Source organism: Pseudomonas extremorientalis (assembly GCF_001870465.1).
In the GTDB taxonomy this organism is placed as follows: domain Bacteria; phylum Pseudomonadota; class Gammaproteobacteria; order Pseudomonadales; family Pseudomonadaceae; genus Aquipseudomonas; species Aquipseudomonas extremorientalis.
On record NZ_MDGK01000055.1, the window covers coordinates 82023 to 106457 of the forward strand.

The following is a 24435-nucleotide window of genomic DNA, read 5'->3' on the forward strand; positions in this document are numbered from 1 at the left end:
CGCAATCCAGACTGCGGGGCGCACATCATACCGGGAAAGGCCGGCGGGCCATATCACGCAAAGTGTGGTGCTTATTGCGTTAGGATATAAGCACGAAAAATCATCCGATCACGAACGCCGTCCACTCCTGGCGGGTAAGTTCCCGAATCCGCTTGTTTTCGGCTGATGCCCTTGCGTCCCGCACGCCATTGAGACGATTCACGTACTGCCCTTCACTGATCAAGCCGCTCGCCAGTTGTTGATCAGCAACCTCCAATAGCCTCTGGAAACGGCGGAGTTTGAATTCGAGATCTGCGGCATATTTATGTTGAATAAAATGCACCCAGAAAGGCTCATTCTGTAACAACTCAGGCCAGTTCGTTCCCGTCTCATTATTCAGTACAGCCGTGCGCACGGTATTGACTGAATGGGCATCCGGCACAGCCGCCTCAAAACGCTGGGGAAGTACTTGCGGCAAATTCAGGCTCGATGCCAGGGCGATGCGATAACTCAGGACCCGCGTGCAAGCGAATGCCATGCCCTGGGGCTCAAAGTGCCTGGAAAGATACTGATCTATGTATTCAAGGCGACGCCGTGCCCGGTAGTAATGCAACAGATTTGGCCCTGCCGTTTGGACGCCGGCATCGAGTATCCGTAAAGGAACTATTTGCAACTCAAGTTGATGCAAGCACAACAGGCAACCATCAATCCCTCCGCGAAGGGTGCGATAACACGGTAAGTAAGCAATCCGCTCCATGCCCTCATGGGACATCGCATCGTCAATCACCCCCCAGACTCGGTGTGAAATGATCTCTCTCATTACACGGTGGTGAGGGTCAATGAACTGCGGGTATTCGGCAATGCTTGCCAGCAACTCAAAGAAATAATCCGCCATTGGCTGGTTTTGCAAGTACGCCCAATCGAGTTGGCGCGCTTGTACTTCTCCAGGAGGGAGCAGCGCCAACCAGCGGTCGGGACGCTGATCAAGAGGAACCGTCGGTTCCCATAGTCCGAAATCAATACCGGGTGGTCCCCGACGCTCGCCCACTCGGCGTAACAACTGCCGTGCCTCGGCGGAAAGCGGATTACCTCTCAGGTTCATCCCTCGATGGACATCGGGATAAATGAACAAGTCCGTCTCGGCCAATTCCTGTAGTTGATTGTCACGCAGGTCAAGGCTGCTCAAGGTAGGGAGGCTCACGGCACCGCGCGGCAATTGCTTCAACTCGCAATTGCGCAGGTTCAGCTCCCGCAGGCTCTTCAACTTATAGACATTCAAGCGTCGGCCCTGCCCAAGCGGGTTTCCCGACAAATCGAGGCTTCTGAGTCGGGTAAGCTCAGCCAACCGTTCCTCGTCTATGTAGTTGAACCGCAAGTGGTTGTTCGACAAATTGAGCACTGCCAGGTGAGCGTGGACATCCAGATTGGGAAGATGAGTGAGTTGGTTACCATTGAGATAAAGAATGCGCAGGGCCGGAAAGTTGAACAGAAAGCGCTCCGGCAACGCCGTCAATCGGTTGTTTCTCACGCTCAACATCGTCACATGACCAAAGTACGCGCCCAGGGTGGGTAAACTTGCCAAATCCAAATCGTCCAGGTTGAGTTCCTCGGCCACTCCCGGAGTGAACCCTTCCTTGGCCCAGCAACGCTGAATCCGCTCGGCCGCCAAGGCCCGCGAACGGGCCGATACGCTGTCCGGCTGGACTGTCGACGCCTGATCCCGCCACGCCTGCAAATCCCTGTACAGCCGATCACGCTCCCTGACCTGATAGTTGATCAAGTCTTCGCGCTCTCTGACCGTGTCACCCGCCTCCGCCAGCATCGCCCAAACCTCGGCATCCGTTTTAGAGGGGTACAGCTCGCGCATGCGTGAGATCTGATCACGCTCTGTCGGCCCAAACTCAGTTCCACCACTGAATGGATAGCCTTTGCGACCATTGATCAGCCGGAATGGCCCAAGCCTCAATGGCATTTGACGCATGTTGAGTGTCGCTTGGATTCCCGACCAATCCTGCCCCAGGCGGGCGCCCATGTCGGCGCGCAATTCCTCCAATGCGCCGGCGTGGGTATAGCCCAACGACTGGCGCTCGGCCGGGGGCAATGCGCCGAACAAAGCCTCCAGGAACGGCGCGCGCGCGCCCACCGCCTGCAAGGTGCCATCTGCCCGTTGGACGTAAGCCAGGTACTGCCCGACGCTTGGTTTCAAGACCCGCCGAAGATCCGCATCATCAGGACCGACACTGTCGATCACGCGATGGGCGTCCCAGAGTTCAACCCGCAGCGATGTCGGCCAACCCTCGAGACCGGCCAGCTCATGGAGCATCAGCCGTGAACTGTCGTCATTCGCCAACGGGGACAGGTAGACGCCTTCCAGGGCGCCACAGACCCGTAACCAACGGATCCACCAACGCGCCTCTTGCGCCAGAGAGTTCGGTACACGCCCCGCCCTGAGGCGCTCCAACTCCGATGCAGAGGCGTGTTGCACCCAGTCTTGCGCGATACCCAGTGTCAAGCCGGGATACTGGCGCAATATCACCTGTACCAAAGGGTCGTCGGAACGCTGGTTCTTACGACGCAGCACATCGAAAAACCGTGCATGCATCTGCAGTTTGTCCATATTCACCTTGGCTTCCAACACCGTAACCTGGTCTTCACGGGCAGCTCCAGGCAGGCCTACCAACACATCAGCGTTGTCGGGCGTTATTTCATCGAGCACCTGGACGATAAATTCCGACCCAGCCTCCAGCCCTTGCTTGACCCGTTCAAAAATATTCAGCCGCTCGAACGTCTCCACCAGCAGCACCGGCGGCGGTTCGCCGCGCACATGCACCTTGCGCAGCATGTCCGGCGTCACGCCGCTGATCTGCTGAACCTTGTCGATGGCATCAGGGGTCAATGCGCGAAACCTGGGCCCTAGGCGGTAAAAGGGTTTCTGCCCATCCCACGTCAGCGGGTTCTCCCATTCATGGCGCCAGGCGCCCGCACCGTTATGGCTCAATACCGGCGCATACGCGTCGTCCAGGGAAGGATGGCGGATACGCCAGGGTTGGGTCTGATCCGCTTGGGTCACTTTGAAATATTGGCTGTCGATAAACAAATAGCGGTCCGACTCCAAACGGTACACACCCATCGCATCAGGCTCGGAGGCCATACGCGTGGCGTCGACGTGGCTCGCATACTGGGTGATCTCGCGCAGCACGGGGTAAAACGTGCCTTGCGGTGCACGATTGCGCAGCATGGCCTGCGCCACCTGATGACGAAACCCGGTGATGGCTGCCGGAATATCGGCGCCGAACCTGGCGCGATCATGCTCGGAGAGTTGGCTCAGCATCACCCGGAAAAACGCATCCGCGCCACCCTGCTGCACACCGGCACTCTGGCTATCCGGATCGTAGGGCGAAAATTCTCCCTCGCCGTGGTCGAGGACCAACACGGCATGTCTGTCACGGTCCAGGGGCACATAGGTTGGAGGGCCGACAATCAGGCGTTTGCCGAGAGCGCCCAAGGCACTGCGGGCGAACGCCTGGACCCACGCCTGGGTTTGCGGGTCAAACCTGCGGCGGTGGTAGATCCGGTCAATGAGGGCCTCGGCGCGCGCCATCTGCGCGGCGGCCTTGAGCCCATCGTACAGTCCCTCGGGTTGTTGTCGGACCTCAAGCAGACGGGCTTGCTGATCAGCCGACAGCGGATGCTGATCCAGCACCTCCAACAATCTCGGCAGGCTGACGTCGGGATGCAAAGCGCGCAGCACCTCGATCACCTCGGGTACCGGGTAGTCATGCCCAACGCTGTCGGGCAACCACTTGCGCACGGACACCGACGCGCGGATAGCGGCCGACCGATGGATATCGGCAAACCGGGTCAGGGCTTCGAACAGATCGAACCGCGACGCCTGGGCCTGGGCTGACAGTTGCCGACGAACCGCGTGCTCGTCGGCAAAACGATTGGGTAATAGCCGCATGACCGCCTGGGTCAGGTCCATCGTGATGCGCTGAGGGATTGCGTAGCCAAACTGATAGTTTTCCAGCGCTGTCACCGTGACCACCGCGGTCGTCGGATGGTCGGCATCCTTGCTGTAGCGCCGCAGCTCCAGGCCCTGCGCATTCACGATACGCAGCGTGGTGTCCACCGGCCATGCGGGCAACTGCACGAGCAGCGGGCCCGCCACGGCAAAACTATCGACAGGCGCCGGCCCGCCTGCGCCGGCGGGATCGGCGACCCAGTCAATCAGGCGGTCGGCATTGAACCGTACGGTAGCCTCGACCAGCGAAGCCGACGGTTTCTCACCCGCCCACACACGCTCAAGGTCAGCCCGTGAGGTACCGCTGGTGTCGAGCAGCGCCTGTATTTCACGCGCCGGTGCCTGAGCGGGCAGCAGCATGCGCTCCACCCACTGGGAGTCGCTCAGGTCTTTGGTTTCCTGGGCGCGGGTGGCTTCAGGCAGTTGCGACAGGCGTCTATACAACGCGTGATGACGCCGCCGTACACTGATTGCCAGTCGGGAGTGCAGCCGCCCGCTGATAAGCAAGTCGGCCAAGTCGGCAAAGGCCAGGACCAATTCGCCGGCGTGCCCCTCCAACATCCTGGAAACACCATTGAGCAGCCCTTCACCGAGTGCCGCAAACAATGCAACAACCCGTATGCGCGCCAGCCCTTTTAGCGCACCAGGCACCGGCAGCAGCAATATTTCCAGCACCTCACTCAACACCACCCGAGCAACACCGGTAATAGTCTGCAGAAGCCCGGGAGTCTCATTAGCCAGGCATTTCAGGTTGGTGCGGATACGCGTCAGGTGGAGGTCTCCCAGACTGACGGGGGGCGCTTGGGTCACAGTCTTGCGGTCATACCCGGTCCTGTCCTCCAACCGAGACTCGAACGTGCGATGGACAAAGTCCTGTAGTATTCTGGCATATTCATAAAGGCCTTCTTCACGAGCGTAACCTCGCCTGAGTCTCGTCAAGCGCTCTTGGTCAGGGTATGCCATGACCGTGTAAAGCCACGCCACCTTACCCTGCCTGTAGAAAGCGCTGAACACGACATAGAACTCCTGGCAGGCTTCCCGGTGACTGTCGTAATGACGCAAATCGCCTCCGCCTGGCCTTCCGGGGAAGTAACTGAAAGCGCCTTTGCAACCGTTAACGGCAAATACCAGGTGAGAAATCTCCAGGGTGTCACCGGGTGGCCTGCTAAGGATCTGCCCGATATACCCGACAAACTGAGGCACCCAACCGATGACGTCTTTATCTTTGCCATCGGGGATGAACAGTTGCATTTCTTCGCAGTGCCCCCAGCGTCCCTCTTGCTCCAACGCTTGCTTGATATACCGATATTTTTCCCGATCAACCCGGGTGGTTTTCGAGTCTCTCAGGGCCTCGATCAGGGCGAACTCAAATTCCAGGCGCCCCAGGCTCGCAATCGCGACACCCAACGGCTTATCCTTGCCCAGGCGGTCGTCGAGCAGAGTGCGGAGTTGACCGCCGAGGTTGAGTTTACGCACCAACGCAATGAAATCCTCAGGGCTGATATCAACACTCAGCCTGCTGGATTTCGCCACCCCGGGCTCGCCTGGGCGCTCCCAACTGGTCAGGCCGTCGTAATTCATGCACGCGGCCACCCAGAGTGTCAGGTGAAGTTGTCCGTGAGAGGGAGGCCCCGAAGGCGCGCGACGATAACGACCAGACCGCAAGGAATACACCGTGGTGATATGCTCGGCCTTCGGGTCGATATCCTTGCCGACCAGGTCTTTGAGGCCTTTGCGCAAACGCTCCAGGCCTTGGCGTTCAAACTGCGCCACCAGTTGACTTACATCTCGCGACACCGTCGTCTGAATCTCGATCAAGGCCCGCTGCGCGCGCACATACTCACGCCGCTCACCTTCTTCGAGCCCACCGAGGAAGGCCGCGAACTTCTCACGCAAGGCGTCCACGGTTTGCAGGGTCGCCCACTCGTCGCCTGAGACCAGGGGCAGCCTCGCTCGCTGCTCCGTCATGAACGTGGCCAACGGGTCTGCCTGCTGGTGTGTCGCTAACGGCTCGATCATTTCACACTCCTTGAAATGATCAGCCTATCCACTACTTGTCGACGGCTCCGGTAACTATGTAGCGCGTTGATTCAGCCATGGTTCTTCTCGAAGACCGCTGCGCCCATCGCTGCAATCTGCCGCTCGATCAGTGCGTCGAACGGGCGCAGCAATGGCTCGAAGGAGGCAGGCGCTTCCAATACTTGCAGGGCCTGCGCAATCGCTTCGACGGTGGACAACGCACCGGGCCCGGGCGCCTTGCGCAATCGATAGCGTGATACGGCGTCGCCCATCAAGGTCACTCGCGGCAACGCCGCCAGCAAAGGGTTGAGGTGCAGCAATTTGCGCGCCTTGCGCCAGGTGCCGTCGGGAACCACGAGCAACATCGGCTGTTCGTCCGGCGCATAGCGTTGCAAGGGTTGCGCATCGTCCGACGGAAACAACAGCCGCGCCTGATAACCGGGTGGGTTCAACAATGTCGCCAGATCGTCGAACACCTCCCCCACCACCAACTGCGCGTTGTTCAAACCCAGCGCGGCCAGCCTTGCGGTATTCAGCGCGTGGTTGACCTCACTCGGGTGCTGCAACAGCAAGACGCGGGTGCGGCTTTCCAGGCTGGGGATCAACGGGCACAGGCAGTGGGTGGCAGGCCTGAGACAACGGGAGCATTGGGGTCTGGACATGATTTTCAGGCCTGGTTGAGCTGGGCTTTGAGGAGGTCGCGAAAGGTCTGGATCAGCGGTTCACGGCTGCGACCACGGCGCATGATCATCGAAAACGGCGCCTGGTAGCCGAAGGTCGCCGGCAGCAACACACGCAAATCGCCCTTGTCGGCCCAGGCCTGGGCATAGTGTTCGGGCAAGTACCCGATATAGGCACCGGACAACACCAGGATCAGTTGCGCCTCCATACTTTCCACTGTCGCCGCGCTGTGCTTGAAGCCATGGCGCGCCAGTTCGGCCTGGCTCCAGTAGCCGCGTCCGACCATGCGTTGCTGGGTAATCACTTGTTCCGGGATACGTCGTTCATTGAATAAAGGATGCCGGGTGCTGCAATACAGCCAGTGCTGTTCGCGGTACAGCGGCATGTAGATCAGCCCGCTCATGCGGTTGGAGAAGGCGCCGATGGCCAGGTCCAGGCGGTTGTCCTGCACGCCCAGTTGCAGCTCGTAGGGGCTCATCACCGATAAGTGCAAATGCACCGCCGGGTGCTCCAGGCTGTAGGCGCCGATCACCTCGGCGAACGGCAGCGCCTTGTCGCTGACGGTGGAATCGAGCACGCCGAGCTTGAGGGTGCCGCGCAACTCGCCCTTCAACGCGGCAGCATATTGCTCGAAGCCTTCCAGCTCACCGAGCAGGCGCAGGGTTTCCTGATGGAACAGCTCGCCCTTGCTGGTGAGGCTGAACCCGCCGCGGCCGCGATGGCACAGCACCAGGCCCAACGCCGATTCCAGCTGGCTCATGTAGGTGCTGATGGCCGAGGTGGACAGGTTGAGTTCGTGCTGGGCATTGGCGAACCCCTGGTGACGCACGACGCTGACGAAGATGCGCAGGAGTTTCAGGTCGGGCAAGGCGTTGGCCATGGGCGGCTCCAGAGGCACACACAAAATCCTGTGGGAGGGGGCTTGCCCCCGATGAGGGCGTGTCAGTCGGCACAACATTGACTGACCCACCGCCATCGGGGGCAAGCCCCTTCCCACATTTAAACGCAGTTTACCCCAGGCATTAGTTTAGAAAAATCTGAACTAAGTATTTGCCCCTGCCGATTCTTTCGTTTCCCTGTATTTCGCAGAATCGACCCCTAATAAACAAAACAACGATGAGGCACTCCCGTGGACAAGATTTTCCACCAACCACTGGGCGGCAACGAAATGCCGCGCTTTGCCGGCATCGCCACCATGATGCGACTTCCCCACCTGCAAACCGCCAAAGGCCTGGACGCTGCCTTCATCGGCGTGCCCCTGGACATCGGCACCTCGCTGCGCGCCGGCACCCGCTTCGGGCCGCGTGAAATCCGCGCCGAATCGGTGATGATCCGCCCGTACAACATGGCCACCGGCGCCGCACCGTTCGACTCGCTGTCGGTGGCGGACATCGGCGACGTGGCGATCAACACCTTCAACCTGCTCGACGCCGTGCGCATCATCGAAGAAGCCTACGACGAGATCCTCGAACACGACGTGATCCCGATGACCCTGGGTGGCGACCACACCATCACCCTGCCGATCCTGCGGGCGATCCACAAGAAACACGGCAAGGTCGGGCTGGTGCATATCGATGCCCACGCCGATGTGAACGACCATATGTTCGGCGAGAAAATCGCCCACGGCACCACCTTCCGCCGCGCCGTGGAAGAAGGCTTGCTGGACTGCGACCGTGTGGTGCAGATCGGCCTGCGTGCCCAGGGCTACACCGCCGAAGACTTCAACTGGAGCCGCAAGCAAGGCTTCCGCGTGGTCCAGGCTGAAGAATGCTGGCACCACTCCCTCGCACCGCTGATGGCCGAAGTGCGTGAAAAGGTCGGCGGCGGCCCGGTGTACCTGAGCTTCGACATCGACGGCATCGACCCAGCCTGGGCACCGGGCACCGGCACCCCGGAAATCGGCGGGCTGACCACCATCCAGGCCATCGAGATCATCCGTGGCTGCCAGGGCCTCGACCTGATTGGTTGTGATCTGGTAGAAGTTTCGCCGCCCTATGACACCACCGGCAACACCTCGTTGCTGGGCGCCAACCTGCTGTACGAAATGCTCTGCGTATTGCCGGGCGTGGCGCACCGCTGATGAGCACGCACGAGGTGCTGCAAGCCGCCGCCGAGTTGGTGGCGGCCTTCGCCCGCAATGACCGCGCCGCCTACTTCGGCGCGTTCACGGCCGATGCCAGCTTTGTGTTCTACACCCTCCCCCAGCCGCTGCTCAGCCGCGATGCCTACCAGGCGTTGTGGGACAGCTGGCGTCGGGACGAGGGGTTCGAGGTGCTGTCGTGCACCTCGAGCAACGCCGTGGTCAGCCTGCAGGGCGACGTGGCGATATTTATCCATGACGTGGCCACCGAGCTGCGCATGAACGGGGAGCAATTCAAAAGCCAGGAACGCGAGACCATTGTCTTCACACGGCAAGGATCTGGCGCACAACAAAAACAAGGCCGGTGGCTGGCCTGTCACGAACATTTGTCCGCTATGCCGGAAGGGCTGCCGCCCCCTTAGCCAATGTGATCGGAGCTGATCATGAATAATAAAAACAACGATAAAAGTATTCGAAAAATAGAAACCAACGGGGTCGAGCAGATCCCGGACCACGAACGTACCGCCGGCCCCAAGGATCTGTTCCGACTGATCTTCGGCGGTGCCAATACCTTTGCCACCGCCGTGCTGGGCTCCTTCCCCGTGCTGTTTGGCCTGTCATTCCAGGCCGGCGTCTGGGCGATTGTGCTGGGCGTGCTGGTGGGTGCGCTGATCCTGGCGCCCATGGGCCTGTTCGGGCCGATCAATGGCACCAACAACGCTGTGTCTTCCGGTGCGCACTTTGGTGTGCACGGGCGGATCGTCGGCTCGTTTCTGTCGCTGCTGACGGCGATTGCCTTCTTCTCACTGTCGGTGTGGAGTTCGGGTGATGCGCTGGTGGGCGGTGCGAAACGTCTGATCGGCCTGCCGGAAACCGACCTGACCCTGGGGCTGGCCTACGGGGTGTTCGCCATTCTGGTGCTGACGGTGTGCATCTACGGCTTTCGCTTCATGCTGTGGGTCAACCGCATTGCGGTGTGGGCGGCGAGCCTGTTGTTCCTGCTGGGTATCTTCGCCTTCGCGCCGGCTTTCGACAGCCACTTCGCAGGCACCGTCGCGCTGGGGCAGACCGGCTTCTGGGCCGCCTTCATCGGCGCCGCGCTGGTCGCCATGAGCAACCCGATTTCCTTCGGCGCGTTCCTCGGCGACTGGTCGCGCTACATCCCGCGTGAAACGCCGAAAATGCGCATCATGCTGGCAGTGGTCCTGGCACAAATCGCGACGTTGATCCCGTTCCTGTTTGGCCTGGCCACCGCGACCATCGTGGCGATCAAGGCACCGGACTACATCGCGGCGAATAACTACGTCGGCGGTTTGCTTGCAGTGGCACCGACCTGGTTTTTCCTGCCGGTGTGCCTGATCGCGGTGATCGGCGGCATGTCCACCGGCACCACCTCGCTGTATGGCACCGGGTTGGACATGTCCAGTGTGTTCCCGCGCCTGCTGTCACGGGTCAAGGCCACCTTGCTGATTGGGGTGATGTCGATTGCCTTCATCTTTATCGGACGTTTCGCCGCCAACCTGGTGCAGAGCGTGTCGACCTTCGCCGTGCTGATCATCACCTGCACCACGCCGTGGATGGTGATGATGATCATCGGACTGATCGTGCGTCGCGGCTTTTACTGCCCGGATGACTTGCAGGTGTTTACCCGTGGAGAAACCGGCGGTCGCTACTGGTTCAGCCATGGCTGGAACTGGCGCGGGCTGGGGGCGTGGATTCCGAGTGCGCTGGTGGGTCTGTGCTTTGTCAACCTGCCGGGGCAGTTTGTCGGGCCGCTGGGCAACCTGGCCGACGGCATCGATATCAGCCTGCCGGTGACGCTGGGACTGGCCTCGGTGGTGTACCTGACCTTGCTGCGTGTGTTCCCGGAACCGGCGGCCGTCTACGGGCCCGCCGACCCTCGCAGCAAGCGCACGGATGCGCGCGTTAAACCGGCGCTGCAACCCGCCGCCTGATCGCCCATAAAAAAGATAATCGGAGAACCGCCGTCATGGCTTTGGATTTATTCGTCGTACTCATCTACGCCGCCGGCATGCTCGTGCTCGGCTACTACGGCATGCGCCGCGCCAAGACCCACGAAGACTACCTGGTGGCCGGGCGCAACCTGGGCCCGTCGCTGTACATGGGCACCATGGCCGCCACGGTATTGGGCGGTGCATCCACCGTCGGCACCGTGCGCCTGGGTTATGTGCATGGCATTTCCGGCTTCTGGCTGTGTGCCGCGCTGGGCATGGGCATCATTGCGCTGAACCTGTTCCTGGCCAAGCCGCTGTTGAAGCTGAAGATCTTCACCGTGACCCAGGTCCTGGAAAAACGCTACAACCCCATGGCCCGCCAGGCCAGCGCTGTGATTATGCTGGCTTATGCACTGATGATCGGCGTGACGTCGATCCTGGCCATCGGCACTGTGTTGCAGGTGTTGTTCGGCTTGCCGTTCTGGATCTCGGTGCTGCTCGGCGGTGGCGTGGTGGTGGTGTACTCGACCATCGGCGGCATGTGGTCGCTGACCCTGACCGACATCGTGCAGTTCGTGATCAAGACCGTCGGCCTGATGTTTATCCTGCTACCGATCTGCCTGTACCGCGTCGGCGGCTGGGATGAGTTGGTCGCGAAGCTGCCGGCGTCGAGCTTCAGCTTCACCGCCATCGGCTGGGACACGATCATCACCTACTTCATGATCTACTTCTTCGGCATCCTGATCGGCCAGGACATCTGGCAGCGGGTGTTCACCGCCCGTGATGAAAAGGTCGCCCAGTACGCCGGCACCTTCGCCGGTTTCTACTGCATCCTCTACGGCCTGGCCTGTGCGCTGATCGGTATGGCCGCGCACGTGCTGATCCCGGACCTGGACAACGTCAACAATGCGTTTGCCGCTATCGTGAAAGCCTCGCTGCCAGATGGCATCCGTGGCCTGGTGATTGCCGCAGCACTGGCGGCGATGATGTCCACCGCCAGCGCCGGCCTGCTCGCTGCCTCCACCGTACTGACCGAAGACCTGCTGCCGCGCCTGCGTGGCGGCAAACAGTCGAGCCTGGCCGTCAACCGCCTGTTCACGATGCTGACCGGTGTTGCCGTGCTCGGCATCGCACTGGTAGTCAGCGATGTGATCAGCGCCCTGACCCTGGCCTATAACCTGCTGGTGGGCGGCATGTTGATCCCGCTGATCGGCGCGATCTTCTGGAAGCGCGCCACCACCTCCGGGGCAATTACTTCCATGACGCTGGGCTTTGTGACCGCGCTGGTATTCATGATCAAGGATGGGCTGGATTCGAACACGCCGATCTATTACAGCCTGGCGGTGGGGCTGGTGAGCTTTGTGGTGGTGAGTTTGTTGTCGCGTCGACCAGAGGGCGTGGCGGCCAGCGCGGTTTGAGAGACAGCGGGGTTTAGAGGGGTTTCTTCAGCGGGCGCGACGTCGGATGTCGCGCCCGTTTTTTTCATTCAACCGCCAGGTTCTGGTTTGCCTGGATGATCTCCTGGACCAGGGAGGCCCATAACAGTCCTTGCGTTGTGCCGGCGGCGTAGGCTCCTCCGGCTGCGATGTGGTGGTGGGCCGACCAATGCACTATCGAAAGCCCATCCGAGGTGCCGGGCCTGGCACATTCGATAACTTGTAAATCACCACGTTCGATTGCCCTTCGGTAGGACTGTGGAAAGTGCCGAGAAACAGCCGCCAAGCATGCCCCCAATATCTGCTCTTTGCGTTCTGGCGCCGAATCAGGAGGAACCTGCCCGCCGGAAACAAGCATGCAGTCTCCGTCCAATCGGCAATTCATAACCCCGATTGGTAAATCGTACTGCAGTTTGAGCCCGCGTATCCCGGCGCCTTCATGACCCACTGCGCGCAGCTTGAAAAACCAACCAGTGATGGCGATTATCTCTGACTCCTCGACCCCCATAGCAGTAACAACGAAGTGTTCTCTGCTTAGCTCACCAATTTGCATCGGAGTCAGGTGCCCAGGCATGAACTGAACTCCAGAGTTCAGCAACAGCACCTCTATTTCATGCTTTAAATCGATAAAATCCAAATCGTAGCCCGACACCTCAATAGCGCGACCGACCCCGGGAACGCCAAAAGTCTCCAAGAACGTCTGCTGACTGATTTCTGTGAGCTCACCTCCTGGCTTGCCACTCGGCCAAGGTCTGTTTTCTATATCGCGTTGCTCGCGTATCGCAGTCTCTACCCCGCTGGCGTCGTCCATATAAGCGCGTACTACCCGAGCCCGCGCGAATGGTGCCAGCGTTGGGTTGTCAGCCAGAAACTTTTCAAACAGCTCGATACCTGCACGGTTGCACTCAACAGCCAAATATTGATTGGCGGGAAGTAGATAGTCGTTATGCAGTGGCTTTGCAGTCGTCTCCGTTGCCGACATATGGCGCATGTTTACAGGCTTATGACTGGCGCCATCGCTCTTCTGATTTCCCCCATACACCGTGACCTGATAATTCGCCAACCGGAGCATCACGGCCTGGAACAGGCCATTAATGCCTCTGCCGATGATTGAAACACGCGGCGCACTGGCCGCTGCGGGCAGAGAAGGGAGCGTCAATGACTGTGCAAGTTTACGCCTCACCAGACCGCGCAAGGCCATCAAACTCAGTTGTATTGAAACGGCATAGTCAAGGTCGCGGTGGCAGGCCTCGGTAGTTGACGCCTGGGTGGTCAGCGTCGCAGGCCTGTACCAAGTGGAGACCTCACAGCCGAGCCTCTGTGTGCGTTGTCGGAACTCATCCAGTGTCGCAGGCCCATAGTCCAATACCAGCTGAATATGTTCAGCCTCGGCCAGGGCGTGCAACGCACCGTCGCTGAAGACGTCCGGCTTGGCGACACAGATCAGGCGGGCTTGTCGGTGCAGGCACTGAATGAGGACCCGATCGAGGCGATGAACGGACTCGTCATTGAGGGATACGCATACAGCGACAGCGGCGGCGCCCTCCAAGGCCTCGAACCAGTCCACGACAAATGACACTCGACTGTCGGAGGCGGCATTACCGAGAGTATCCGACGCTCGACCTGGCCGGACCAGCACTCTGATCCGAACATCGGGATCTCGATCAAGCAACAGGTTGACCAGTTCTTTCCCCACATTGCCGTATCCCAGTACACGCACGTCACGGGGAATGGAACCATCAGCCAGTCTCAGCCAACGCAGGATATAGGCGGCCACATGCGGCGCATTCACCCCTGGGGTGTTGAGTACTTGAATGGCGTGGGATTCACACAGGTCCTGTCGTATCTTGTCCAAACTCGTCCCCCTGCGGATCAAACAGAGGTTTCCAAAGGGGTGGGAGGTACGCCATTGCTCCAGGACATCTGCATCGATGGGTTGGTCTCCAACAATGATGGTTGTTGGACGCAGGAGCGCGATCTGTATCAGCAGCGCCTGCCTGGTCAATGCCGGCGAAAGAAACACGACGTTTCTGGGCGCGTCGGCCCTCCAGCTTTTCGACACAGGCGCAGCCTGTAAAACACAATCGGTTGTGGTGATGAGTGACGCGGCGACCGGAGGAACTGAAGAGAGCAACATAGCTTTGTCTCCAACAACTCTGACTGACACCTCGAAAAGAGGCACTCAACAACGTTGGGGCGCTATGAAGAGGCGCTTGAATTTCAAGCTATGGGTATTTCTAGAATTAGATAAGCCAGCTGATTCCGACTGACAGGTAGTCCGATTCTGACCATTAGTCAAAACGCTTGAAGAGAGGCGGATGCTCACCCTAAAACGGGGCGACGTTAGCTGTCGCACATTTCTTTGGCCTGGTACAAAACGACTGTGGGAGCGGGCTTGCTCGCGAAGGCGGTGTGTCAGTACATAAAATGTTGACTGACACACCGCCTTCGCGAGCAAGCCCGCTCCCACATGGATTCTGAGGCGATTTACAGGTCGCGTTTTATCGCCGACGTGGACGACGCTGCTCGTCATCTGTGCGAATCGGCACCGGCTGCAGCGGAGGCTCGATCAAGCCCAGTGCAACACCCAGGTCATGGAGCCAGTTTTGAATTTTCTCTTTCATGGTTGCCCCCTTTGAGGGTAATGCGAGTAGGCGCAAGTTCTGTCGCCCTTTCCTACAGTGATAGTAGCCCTAAGTCCTACGTATTGCTTGAACGAAACCACAACGAACTATTACTGAATTCATCAAAATCCTGACGGATCGCTCAAGCAATGGCGCGCGTGTCTTGCACCACCGCAGCCTTGCCGGCTTGCTGCAGGTCGATCCATGCGTTGAGGTTAGCGCCGAGCATACCCTTTCGCCACATCAGCCAGGTGGTCGCAGTGGCAAAAGGCCCTGTCAGCGGATGAACGGACACGCTGTCCTTGCCAGGCAGGCTGTCGAGCATCGATTCGGACATTAGCGCCACGCCCGACCCGGCGATCACACAGGCGAGCATGCCTTGGTAGGACTCGATCTCAATCGCCCGGCCCATGGCCACGCGCTCATGGGAGAACCAGGTCTCCAGGCGGGTGCGGTAGGCGCAACTGCGACGGAAGGTGAACACCGAGCGCCCCGCTACATCCTGAGGCCCACGCACGGGGGGATGATCGGCTTCGCAAATCAGCACCAGACGTTCTTCGCACAGGGCGATGCCGTCCAGGGAGGCGATGGTGATGGGGCCGTCCACAAAGGCCGCATCCAGGCGACCGGTGATCAACCCTTCGAGCAACTCCCCGCTGGGCGCCGATTGCACCTGAAGGTTCACCATCGGATAAGCCTTGTGATAGCCCGCCAACAGCTTCGGCAAATGCACCGCGGCCGTGCTGTACATGCTGCCCAATACGAAATCGCCAGCCGGTTGCCCACCTTGCACGGCGCCATGGGCTTCATCATGCAGGGCCAGTAGACGGGTGCTGTAGTCCAGCAGCACCTTGCCCGCAGGAGAAAGCTGCAAGCGCTGGCGTTCACGCACGAACAGCTCTACACCGAGCTGCTCCTCCATTTGCTTGAGGCGCGTCGACAGGTTCGACGGCACCCGGTGCAAGCGGTCAGCCGCACGGGTAATGGAGCCCTCTTCCGCCACGGCCTGGAAAATGCGCAATTGACTGAACTCCATGACTTTCTCCAAAACTGAACAAGTTGCTCACTATTATTCAATTCTACAGAAAGTCAATCCACCTTAGCCTGAAGGTATTCGCTTAGCCGCAGGAAATGTGACCATGTCTCCCTTGATTCGCTTAACTGCCAGCTTTGTCGCCTTGATGATGGCGATGGGGATTGGCCGCTTCGCCCTCACCCCGCAAATGCCGCACCTGCTCAGCGAGGGGCAGATCGACTTGACCGGTGCGGGCCTGATCGCCGCCGCCAATTACCTGGGCTACTTCGTCGGCGCGGTAGATTCGATCTTCGCGCGCAGCCATCACCACGTCCGTGGCCGGTTGTATGGCGGCTTATGGCTGTGCGTGCTGCTGACCCTGGCGTCGTACTGGGCCCATGGCTTTTGGCCACACCTGTTGCTGCGCTTTGGCACCGGCGTCGCCAGTGCCTGGGCATTGGTGATGATCACCAGCCTGAGCCAGCCACTGGCGATTGCCGCCGGACGTCCGCGCCTGGGTGCCTTGGTGTTTGCCGGTCCGGGACTGGGGATTTTGCTGACGGGCTTGCTGGCGCTGGGCTCCAATCTGCTGGGGCAAAGCTCCGCAACGTTGTGGCTGGTGTATGGCGCAGTGGCGCTGGTGATGTTGCTGGCGATTCTGCCGTTCCTGCCCAAGCCGTCTGCCGCCGCCCCCCTTAGCGGCCACTCCGACGCAGGCATTAATGGCAGCATCGCGCATTTGTGCTGGATCTACGTACTGTTCGGCCTGGGCTACATCATCCCGGCGACGTTCCTGTCACAGATGGCCAACGCGCAGTTCAAAGGCGCCTGGCAGGCCGACCTGTTCTGGCCGTGCTTCGGCCTGGCCGCCGCGATCGGTGTGGTGGTGGCGACCCTGCGCCGCAAGGACCCGAACACCACACGCCGCTGGCTGATGACCACGCTATGGCTGCAAGCGGCCGGGGTGTTTGCCTGCTTGCTGGGCAATGGCTGGGGCCTGGCACTGGGGGTCTTGCTGTGTGGCGGGCCGTTCCTGGCCTGCATGCAGTTGGTGATGGCCCGGTTGCGGGACGTCGCGCCCCATGGCTACCAGCGCAGCACCGGGCTGTTGACCGCCAGCTTTGCCATCGGCCAATTGAGCGGGCCGTTGCTGGCGTCGGTCAGCAGCCACCTGAGCGGTGGCCTGCAACCGGCGTTGGTGGTCGCCGGGGCAGGCTTGTTGGTGGCGGGCTCGGTGTTGATCAGCCGACAACCAGCGGCGCAGGCACACGCACCTGTTCACGCCGCGCCAGTACCAGGAAAAACAGCCCACCCAGGAAGCACCCGGTAAACCAGGCAAAATTGGCCATGCCCTGCAAGGCCGGGGTGAAGGTGATCGCGACGCCCACCAGCGTCGCGGGCACCAATGCCTTGACCGCCGTCCAGTTCACGCCACCGTCGAAGTAGTAGCGCCCGCTGGGGCTGTCATCGAACAGTGCATCCACGTCGATCTGCTGTTTTTTGATCAAATAGAAATCCACCAGCAGGATCCCGAACAGCGGCCCGATAAACGCCGCGAGGATGTCCAGGGTGTAGTGGATCATCAGCGGGTTATTGAACAGGTTCCACGGGGTGATGAAGATCGACGCCACGGCAGCGATCATCCCGCCGGCGCGCCAGCTGATCTTGCTCGGTGCGACGTTGGCGAAGTCAAACGCCGGGGACACGAAGTTGGCGACGATATTGATGCCGATGGTCGCGGTGACGAAGGCAAAGGCCCCGAGCAATACGGCCATGCTGTTGTCGATGCGCGACACGGTCGCGATCGGGTCATGCAGCATTTCACCAAACACCGGCAAGGTGCCCGAGACAATCACCACGGTCACCAGGGAAAACGCCAGGAAATTCACCGGCAGCCCCCAGAAGTTGCCGCGTCGTACGTCCTGCATGCTGCGGCAGTAACGGCTGAAGTCACCGAAGTTCAATGTTGGCCCGGAGAAGTACGACACCACCAGCGCCGTCGCCACAACGACCTGGCCAAACGCCTGCCAGCCCGACAGGGATTTTTCCGCCAGGGTAAAACTGATGTTCGACCAACCGGCCTTCCACACGATCCAACCGGCCAGGGCAAACATCACCGCGTACACCACCGGCCCTGCCCAATCGATAAAACGGCGGATGGACTCCATGCCCGCCCAGAACACCGCCGCTTGCAACACCCACAGGCTGAGGAAACCAAACCAGCCAAGGTAGGACAGGCCTGCAAAATGCGGCTCTGCATACACCGCCATCTGTGGGAAGAAGCGCAGCACCACGATGATCAAGGCACTCGACGCCAGGTACGTCTGAATCCCGTACCAGGCCACGGCGATCAGGCCGCGAATCACCGCCGGAATATTCGCGCCAAACACACCAAACGCCAGCCGGCAGATCACCGGATAAGGCACCGCAGCCTGCTGGCTTGGCTTGGCCACCAGGTTGGCGATCAACTGCACAATGCAGATCCCCACGAGCAAGGCGATCAACACCTGCCAACTGGCCAGCCCCAGGGCGAACAAGCTGGCGGCGAACACGTAGCCGCCGACGCTGTGCACGTCGCTCATCCAGAAGGCGAAGATGTTGTACCAGTTCCACTTTTGCGGCAGCGGGCCCAAGTCCTGGTTGTACAGGCGTGGGCTGTAGCCTTTGGGCAATTGTTCGGTCATCGCTGGGCTCCTCGAAATACCGGCCTGCGCTTCCGTCACGGGGTGCATACGGGAGGCGGCATGGTTTGTATACGAGATAGTCAGCAGAATGCGTGCCAATTGAACGCAATCCCTCTGGCACGGTGCTCCAAAGGGACTGATAACGGGCTATAGGGCGGCGCCACGCTCAGCAACGGTGCACAGATATCCTGTACACAATCAGCGTTGCACTCGTTGTGCACACAGGTAGCCCACCGTACAGCATGCGGCGGTCAGGAACGTCCCCCAGGCCATGTCCATGATCGCCAATCGAGCGGACCAACCTTGCAGCGTGGCCCAGTTGCTCAGGTCATAGGTGCCGTAGGCGACCAGGCCGAGCAAGGCGCCCAGGCGGCCGGCGCGTTGCCAGCTTGCGCTGGGCAAGACCACGAACACGACGCAACCGAGCACATAAAGGAGATAGAACAGCGTTGCCGGCAACAGCCGAGGTTGATCCAGCATCAGTGGACCCAACAGGGACTTATAGGTGGGCCCCATGATGACGCCGAGCCAGAGGCCGTCCAGGATCAGGAAGGCGAGCAACGTGCCGAGGTAGGCGAACAGCGTTTTCTTATTCATTGAGGCGGCCTCTGTAGACGCCAATGGGCGCCTACAGAAGAGCAGAACGCACTCAGCTTAGTTCAATGCGATCGGCATGAATCACAATCTGGCCCTGCTTATACAGCGCACCGATGGCCTTCTTGAAGTTGCCCTTGCTCACGCCGAACAAGTTGCTGATCACCGCCGGGTCGCTCTTGTCGCTGACCGGCAACGTGCCGTTGTTTTCACGCAACTTGGCAAGGATCTTCGAGTTCAGGCTGGAGGCCGCTTCCTGGCCAACCGGTTGCAGGCTCAGGCTGATGTTACCGTCGGCACGGATCTCTTTGATAAAGCCTTTTTCTTCCTTGCCCGGGCGCAGGAACTTGAACACTTCGTTCTTGTGGATCAGGCCCCAGTGCTTGTTGTTGATGATCGCCTTGAAACCCATGTCCGTGGCTTCGGCCACCAGCAGGTCGACTTCCTGGCCCACCTGGTAGTTGGCCGGAGTCTTGTCCAGGTAGCGATCCAGGCGCGCGGTGGCGGTGATGCGCTTGGTGTGCTTGTCGAGATAGACATGCACCACGCAGTATTCACCGGCCGTCAGCTGGCGCTTTTCTTCCGAATACGGCAGCAGCAGATCCTTGGGCAACCCCCAGTCGAGGAACACGCCAATACTGTTGACTTCCACCACTTTCAAACTGGCGAATTCACCGACTTGAACTTTGGGTTTTTCAGTCGTGGCGATAAGTTTGTCATCGCTGTCCAGATAAATGAAAACGTTGAGCCAGTCTTCATCTTCACTGGGAATATCTTTGGGGATATACCGATTGGGCAAGAGGATTTCGCCATCTTGCGCACCGTCCAGGTACAAACCGAAGTTAGTATGTTTAACCACTTGCAAGCTGTTGTAGCGCCCGACTAAAGCCATGTCCAAACCCCTCATTACGTGGGCGGCATTCTACCCGAGTTGCACTCGCCACGCGCGCGCGCCTGAAAAATCGCGGGCTGGCGTGGCCTTCCAATGGCACAGCCCCGCTCGTCCGATCACTGGACTGAATTTTCCCGCGCTGCCGAACGCCCTCCATCCCCGTGGTTTCGAGTTAAAACAGTAAGTTAGAGGCTTATCTCAAAGATAAACTTTGGCTATTTCCACACCCGACACTTATTCCCGGGGGATATTTACCAAGCAATTGTCAAGTATTTCATGTACGATGCCTGGCCAAGTTAATTTTCTACAGGTTAGTGGCCGCCATGCGCGTAAAAGCATCCAACAGCAAAGCAAAGCCAGCTCCCGCCGTTGAAACCAGCGAGTCGATCAACAGCCAGATTGCGGCGTTCCTCAAGTCCGGCGGCGAAATCCAGCAAATTGCCAAAGGCGTAAGCGGCCAGACTTTCGGCCCGTCCAAGCAGATCAGCCTGGGTAAAAAGTAATACCGCGCAATACCCCTGGTCCCTAAGCGTCTTGACTCTCAAGGCGCTAGGACTAGAGCCCCAAGTCCCCCCGCTATACCTCTAATCGACGAACGGGCCTCACCGCCTGCCATTCGCCGGTATGCTTGCACACGTCTAGCACGGGCATCTGCCCGATTTCATCCGTCACTGCTCCTCGCTTTTCATGGAGTGAAGCATGTTCAAATCCTGCATCTTCCTGGTCTTTGCCCTGGTTGCCAGCCCCCTCGCCGAAGCGCAGGTCTTCCAGCGTGAATTGGGCGATTTCGACCTGAAATTGGGCACCACGCCCAGCCGAAGCATGGCCCAGGGCCTGGTCAAGCCCACCTCCCCCGGCAGCGACTCGTTCCATGGCGGGCTGGACCTGAGCCACGACAGTGGCCTGTATTTCGGTCAGTTTTCACCCAACATGGGCTTGTCTTCGTCCAGCAACCTCGAAGTCGATTCCTACATGGGTTTCAAACACCCCTTCGACCAGACCCTGGGTTACGAAGTGGGCCTGATCCACTACAGCTACCCCAAGCTCAGCCCCCTCGACAGCCAGGAGTTCTACGGCGGCCTGAACCTGTTGGGCAACCGCTTCGGGGCGTCCTTCAGCAACGACCCGGACCGCCAGGACAGCACCCTGTTCGCCGACCTCGGTGGCACGCAGCCGTTTGGCATCGGCGTCAGTATGAAATACACCACCCATCAGTTGGGCACTCCGGTTTCGGTGGACGGCGGCTCCATTCGCAGCTTCAGCGACTGGTCGGTGCAATTCTCCCGGGAGTGGATGGGCGTTGACTTGAACCTGATCTACAGCGACTCCAGCCTCAGCGGCGGGGATTGCTCGGCCTACTCCGGACACAATTCGCAATGCGATGGCCTGTTGACGCTGAAGGCTGCGCGGTCGTTTTATTGATGGGCTGAACTGTTGCAACCGCCGCGGGTTCACATGTGATAACCCACTCTGCGAAGGACCCGCCCATGCTGCGTCGGCTCAAACTACTGGTGCTATTACTGAGCCTGAGCCTGGTGCTCGCCGGCTGCAATCGCGTGGGCCTGGCCTACCGCAACCTGGACGTGATCATCCCCTGGACCCTCAACGACTACCTGGACATGAACGCCGGGCAGAAGAGCTGGTTCAACGACACCCTCAAGCAGCACCTGGCCTGGCACTGCACCACGCAATTGCCGGGTTACCTGGATTGGCTGGACCGCCTGCAGCGGATGGCCGATGACAATCAGGTCACCGACGCTGCCTTGCAGGCCCGTACCGTCGAGGCCAAGCAGGCCATCAACGAAATCGCCCACGAGATCACCCCCTCCGCCATCCAACTGCTACAGGGCCTGGATGATCAGCAGGTCAAGGACATGAACGACGCGCTGGCCAAGGACCTGCGCAAACGCCAGGACGAATACCTCAAGCCGCCCCTGGCACAGCAGATCAAGGAGCGCGCCGAACGCATGAATAAACACCTGGACGCCTGGATAGGCCCGCTCAGCGCCAGCCAGCAGAACCGCGTAACCGCGTGGTCCATCGCCCTGGGCGAGCAGAACCGGGAATGGATCGGCAACCGCGCCCGCTGGCAGGCGCAATTTATCGACGCCGTGCAACAACGCCGCAGTGCCGATTTCCCGCAGAAGATCCAGCAGTTGCTGGTTGACCGCGAAAGCCTGTGGACCCCGGAGTACAGAGCGGCCTATGCCCGGACGGAAGCGGCGGCGCGCAGCCTGATTGTCGATGTGATGGCCGAAAGTACGCTGCAACAACGGCAGAAACTCACGCAGAAAATCGACAAGGTCCGCAGTGATTTCCAGGCACTTAAATGCTTGAAGAGCGCGCAGTCCTAACCGGGCGCCAACGTCCCCAGCCAGGCCACCAGCGCCAGGATCAACACCACTGCGGCAGACTCCAGCGCAATGCTGCGACGCAGTGCTTTGACTGCCACGGTAGTGGCGCCCGCCGCCAGGGCGCGTTGCAGCAACGGCGTGAAGTGCGAGCGATTGAGCGCCGCCAGCCCCAGCATCACACCGAACACGCCCAACTTGACGCACAACAGGAGCGCGTAGGTGCCCCCGGTGATGCCATCGAGGTTCGGCCCGACCACAAACAGATAATTCGCCACGCCCGTGCCGATCAGCACCGCTACGAACAGCATGCCCATCCGCTCGAACGCCGCCAGCGCGTGGGCCAGCCTGTGGAGCGCCGGTAACGAGGTACTCCTCAGCGCCAACCCGAATGCAGCCAGCGCGCCGACCCAACCCGCCGCCGCCAGCAGGTGCGCACTGTCGCTGAGGACGTGCCACAACCCCTGCGTACCCTCATGCATCACGCCGTGTCCAGCCCACGCCAGCGTCACCAGCGCAATCGCGCCGAACAGCGGCGCCAGTCCGGTATTGAGCGCAACCAGCACCAACGCCACCATTCGCAAGCTCCAGGTCCAGCCCAGCTCGGTCTGCCAGAGCATCATCTGCAGGTGCGGCCACAGCGTTTGCCAATCTTCAGCGCCGCTCATGGCCTGGGTCATGACCAGCAGCGACGCCACCGACAGCAGTACGCCCAGGCACGCCGCCAGTCGCAACAGCGGCTGCAGATTCAATAGGCCGCGGTCGCCATAGAGGCCAAACAACCCCAGGCCGAACAGCAGCATCAAATCCAGATAAAGCGCAAAACGCAGGAATATCGAGACCGCCTCACTCATGGCTGGACGCTGAACATCACATTCCCCAGGATCGGATGCGTATCGGACGACACCGCGCGCCAATCCACCCGATAAGTACCCGCCGTCAGCGCGGACGCCGGCTTGATCAGCATCACCTTGGGATCGGTACTGGCCGCGACGCTGGCTTTCACCGGCATCGGCGATTGAGACATGCCGGGCATATCGGTCATGGTCAGTTTGGCGCCAGAAAACTGCGTCAGCAGGTTTTCCGAGAAACGCAGTTCAATCACGGCGGGTGGCGCCCCCTTGGCCCCATCCGATGGTGTGGACGACAGCAGCTTCGGATGAGCTGATACCGCCAGGCTGGTGATCAGTCCGGCGCACAGCACAGTAGTTTTCAACAATGACATGCAAGGCTCCAGGCCGCTCATGGCGGCGAGTGAGTTATAGGATGGGTAAACCGTCAGAACCACAGACGCACACCGACCACCCAGCGCCATTGGCTGATGTCTTCGCCTTCATCCCGGGCGTATTGCGCGGTCTGGCCGTAGCTGCGGTTCCAGCTGACGCCCACATAGGGCGCGAACTCACGGCGTACTTCGTAACGCAACCTCAAACCCAGCTCACTGTCCGACAGGCCCGAACCGACGCCGCGCGGCGGATCGTTGCGTCCATAGAAGTTGAGTTCAGCGGTGGGCTGCAGGATCAGCCGGTTGGTCAGCAGGATGTCGTAGTCGCCTTCCAGGCGAGCAGCGGTACGACCCGCCTCACCGACAAACAACGTGGCTTCGGCTTCGAAGTTGTACAGCGCCATGCCCTGGGCGCCGAACGCCGCCCAGGTCTGGCCGTCGCCCGGTTTGAAGTCATGGCGCACGCCGCCCATCAGGTCCCACCACGGGCTGATGGCGTGCCCCCACAAGGCCTGGACCTCGGCACTTTCAGTGCGGCCGGCACTGCGCTCGCCTTCACTGCGCAGCCACAGACGGTCGATATCGCCGCCAACCCAGCCTTTGATGTCCCAGTTCAGCGCGCCTGCACCGTCACCGCCCTGCCATTCCAACTGGTTGATCAGCAGCAGCGAATTGACGCCACTGTCATGAACCCTGTGCCCACCGGGGGCGTTGTACACCGCCGCGCGATCAGCATCGGTCAGCGCCGGGATCGGTGTCCGGCTCTCGGTGAGCGCCGGTGTCGCCGGGCTCATGCCCTGGAACTCGTCGGCCTGCACCAACGGAGCGAACGCCAGCCCGATAAAGGCGAATAAAACACGATGGCTCATGCTTGCGTCC

Annotated in this window: 20 protein-coding genes; 8 read left to right on the top strand and 12 right to left on the bottom strand. The window is 60.2% G+C overall.

Translation table 11 applies throughout. From position 1 onward, the window contains the following. Nucleotides 1–100: 100 nt before the first annotated feature. The 3 genes from BFN10_RS21385 to BFN10_RS21395 all read right to left on the bottom strand — a co-directional run bounded on the left by BFN10_RS21385 (nt 101) and on the right by BFN10_RS21395 (nt 7580). Nucleotides 101–6019 (bottom strand): NEL-type E3 ubiquitin ligase domain-containing protein, encoded by a 5919-nt coding sequence (locus BFN10_RS21385; RefSeq protein WP_071491328.1) that lies wholly within the window; start codon nt 6017–6019, stop codon nt 101–103. Nucleotides 6020–6090: 71 nt separating this feature from the next. Continuing rightward, nucleotides 6091–6681 (bottom strand): tRNA-uridine aminocarboxypropyltransferase, encoded by a 591-nt coding sequence (locus tag BFN10_RS21390; protein WP_071491329.1) that lies wholly within the window; start codon nt 6679–6681, stop codon nt 6091–6093. A 5-nt stretch (nt 6682–6686) separates the two neighbouring features. Then, the gene (locus BFN10_RS21395) at nt 6687–7580 is read right to left on the bottom strand and encodes a LysR family transcriptional regulator (protein WP_017134867.1); all 894 of its coding nucleotides are present in this window, start codon (nt 7578–7580) and stop codon (nt 6687–6689) included. Between the two features lie 249 nt (nt 7581–7829). Between BFN10_RS21395 and speB the strand changes: the two genes are divergently transcribed. From speB to BFN10_RS21415, 4 genes are read left to right on the top strand one after another with little or no spacing between them, the layout of a single operon-like run. Then, a complete protein-coding gene (gene speB / locus BFN10_RS21400) occupies nt 7830–8780 on the top strand; it encodes an agmatinase (RefSeq protein ID WP_033900672.1) in 951 nt (316 codons plus the stop codon). Then, entirely contained in the window at nt 8780–9202 is a 423-nt protein-coding gene (locus tag BFN10_RS21405; RefSeq protein WP_071491330.1) for a YybH family protein, read from the top strand. The genes speB and BFN10_RS21405 overlap by 1 nt, the downstream gene beginning before the upstream one ends. A 21-nt stretch (nt 9203–9223) precedes the next feature. Next, nucleotides 9224–10735 carry a purine-cytosine permease family protein gene (locus BFN10_RS21410; RefSeq protein WP_071491331.1) on the top strand — a complete coding sequence of 504 codons (1512 nt, stop codon included), beginning with the start codon at nt 9224–9226 and terminating at the stop codon, nt 10733–10735. A gap of 35 nt (nt 10736–10770) precedes the next feature. Continuing rightward, nucleotides 10771–12153 carry a sodium:solute symporter family protein gene (locus BFN10_RS21415; RefSeq protein ID WP_071491332.1) on the top strand — a complete coding sequence of 461 codons (1383 nt, stop codon included), beginning with the start codon at nt 10771–10773 and terminating at the stop codon, nt 12151–12153. A gap of 64 nt (nt 12154–12217) precedes the next feature. Here the strand turns inward: BFN10_RS21415 and BFN10_RS21420 are convergent, their stop codons facing one another. The 3 genes from BFN10_RS21420 to ptrR form a co-directional block, all read right to left on the bottom strand. Beyond that, on the bottom strand, nt 12218–14308 hold the full coding sequence (locus BFN10_RS21420; RefSeq protein ID WP_071491333.1) for an FAD-dependent oxidoreductase: 2091 nt from the start codon (nt 14306–14308) through the stop codon (nt 12218–12220). 364 nt (nt 14309–14672) lie between these two features. Continuing rightward, on the bottom strand, nt 14673–14795 hold the full coding sequence (locus tag BFN10_RS29900) for a PA1414 family protein (RefSeq protein WP_003193089.1): 123 nt from the start codon (nt 14793–14795) through the stop codon (nt 14673–14675). 142 nt (nt 14796–14937) lie between these two features. Further along, nucleotides 14938–15831 carry a putrescine utilization regulator PtrR gene (ptrR, locus tag BFN10_RS21425; protein WP_071491334.1) on the bottom strand — a complete coding sequence of 298 codons (894 nt, stop codon included), beginning with the start codon at nt 15829–15831 and terminating at the stop codon, nt 14938–14940. Nucleotides 15832–15934: 103 nt separating this feature from the next. On the opposite strand from ptrR, the gene BFN10_RS21430 reads away from it, so the two are divergent. After that, nucleotides 15935–17140: an MFS transporter gene (locus BFN10_RS21430; protein ID WP_071491335.1), complete on the top strand. Its 1206-nt coding sequence runs from the start codon at nt 15935–15937 to the stop codon at nt 17138–17140. Here the strand turns inward: BFN10_RS21430 and BFN10_RS21435 are convergent. From BFN10_RS21435 to BFN10_RS21445, 3 genes are all read right to left on the bottom strand, one after another. Beyond that, a complete protein-coding gene (locus BFN10_RS21435; protein WP_071491336.1) occupies nt 17052–18494 on the bottom strand; it encodes an NCS1 family nucleobase:cation symporter-1 in 1443 nt (480 codons plus the stop codon). The genes BFN10_RS21430 and BFN10_RS21435 overlap by 89 nt on opposite strands. Nucleotides 18495–18692: 198 nt before the next feature. Next, the gene (locus BFN10_RS21440) at nt 18693–19091 is read right to left on the bottom strand and encodes a DUF2177 family protein (RefSeq protein WP_071491337.1); all 399 of its coding nucleotides are present in this window, start codon (nt 19089–19091) and stop codon (nt 18693–18695) included. A 52-nt stretch (nt 19092–19143) separates the two neighbouring features. Further along, nucleotides 19144–19980 carry a CvfB family protein gene (locus BFN10_RS21445; protein ID WP_017134857.1) on the bottom strand — a complete coding sequence of 279 codons (837 nt, stop codon included), beginning with the start codon at nt 19978–19980 and terminating at the stop codon, nt 19144–19146. Nucleotides 19981–20303: 323 nt separating this feature from the next. Between BFN10_RS21445 and BFN10_RS21450 the strand changes: the two genes are divergently transcribed. The 3 genes from BFN10_RS21450 (at nt 20304) to BFN10_RS21460 (ending at nt 22334) form a co-directional block, all read left to right on the top strand. Then, complete coding sequence (locus BFN10_RS21450) at nt 20304–20483, top strand: hypothetical protein (protein ID WP_003193095.1); 180 nt, start codon at nt 20304–20306, stop codon at nt 20481–20483. A gap of 196 nt (nt 20484–20679) precedes the next feature. After that, on the top strand, nt 20680–21402 hold the full coding sequence (locus tag BFN10_RS21455) for a TorF family putative porin (RefSeq protein WP_071491338.1): 723 nt from the start codon (nt 20680–20682) through the stop codon (nt 21400–21402). A gap of 65 nt (nt 21403–21467) precedes the next feature. Further along, nucleotides 21468–22334, top strand: a complete 867-nt coding sequence (locus BFN10_RS21460; RefSeq protein WP_071491339.1) for a DUF6279 family lipoprotein — start codon at nt 21468–21470, stop codon at nt 22332–22334. On the opposite strand, the gene copD is transcribed toward BFN10_RS21460, so the two are convergent. From copD to BFN10_RS21475, 3 genes are read right to left on the bottom strand one after another with little or no spacing between them, the layout of a single operon-like run. Further along, on the bottom strand, nt 22331–23185 hold the full coding sequence (gene copD, locus BFN10_RS21465; RefSeq protein WP_071491340.1) for a copper homeostasis membrane protein CopD: 855 nt from the start codon (nt 23183–23185) through the stop codon (nt 22331–22333). The two genes, BFN10_RS21460 and copD, sit on opposite strands and share 4 nt — an antisense overlap. Continuing rightward, entirely contained in the window at nt 23182–23556 is a 375-nt protein-coding gene (copC, locus tag BFN10_RS21470; protein WP_071491341.1) for a copper homeostasis periplasmic binding protein CopC, read from the bottom strand. Before copC ends, copD begins: the two co-directional genes overlap by 4 nt. 53 nt (nt 23557–23609) lie before the next feature. Continuing rightward, complete coding sequence (locus BFN10_RS21475; RefSeq protein WP_071491342.1) at nt 23610–24425, bottom strand: copper resistance protein B; 816 nt, start codon at nt 24423–24425, stop codon at nt 23610–23612. Nucleotides 24426–24435: the final 10 nt, after the last annotated feature.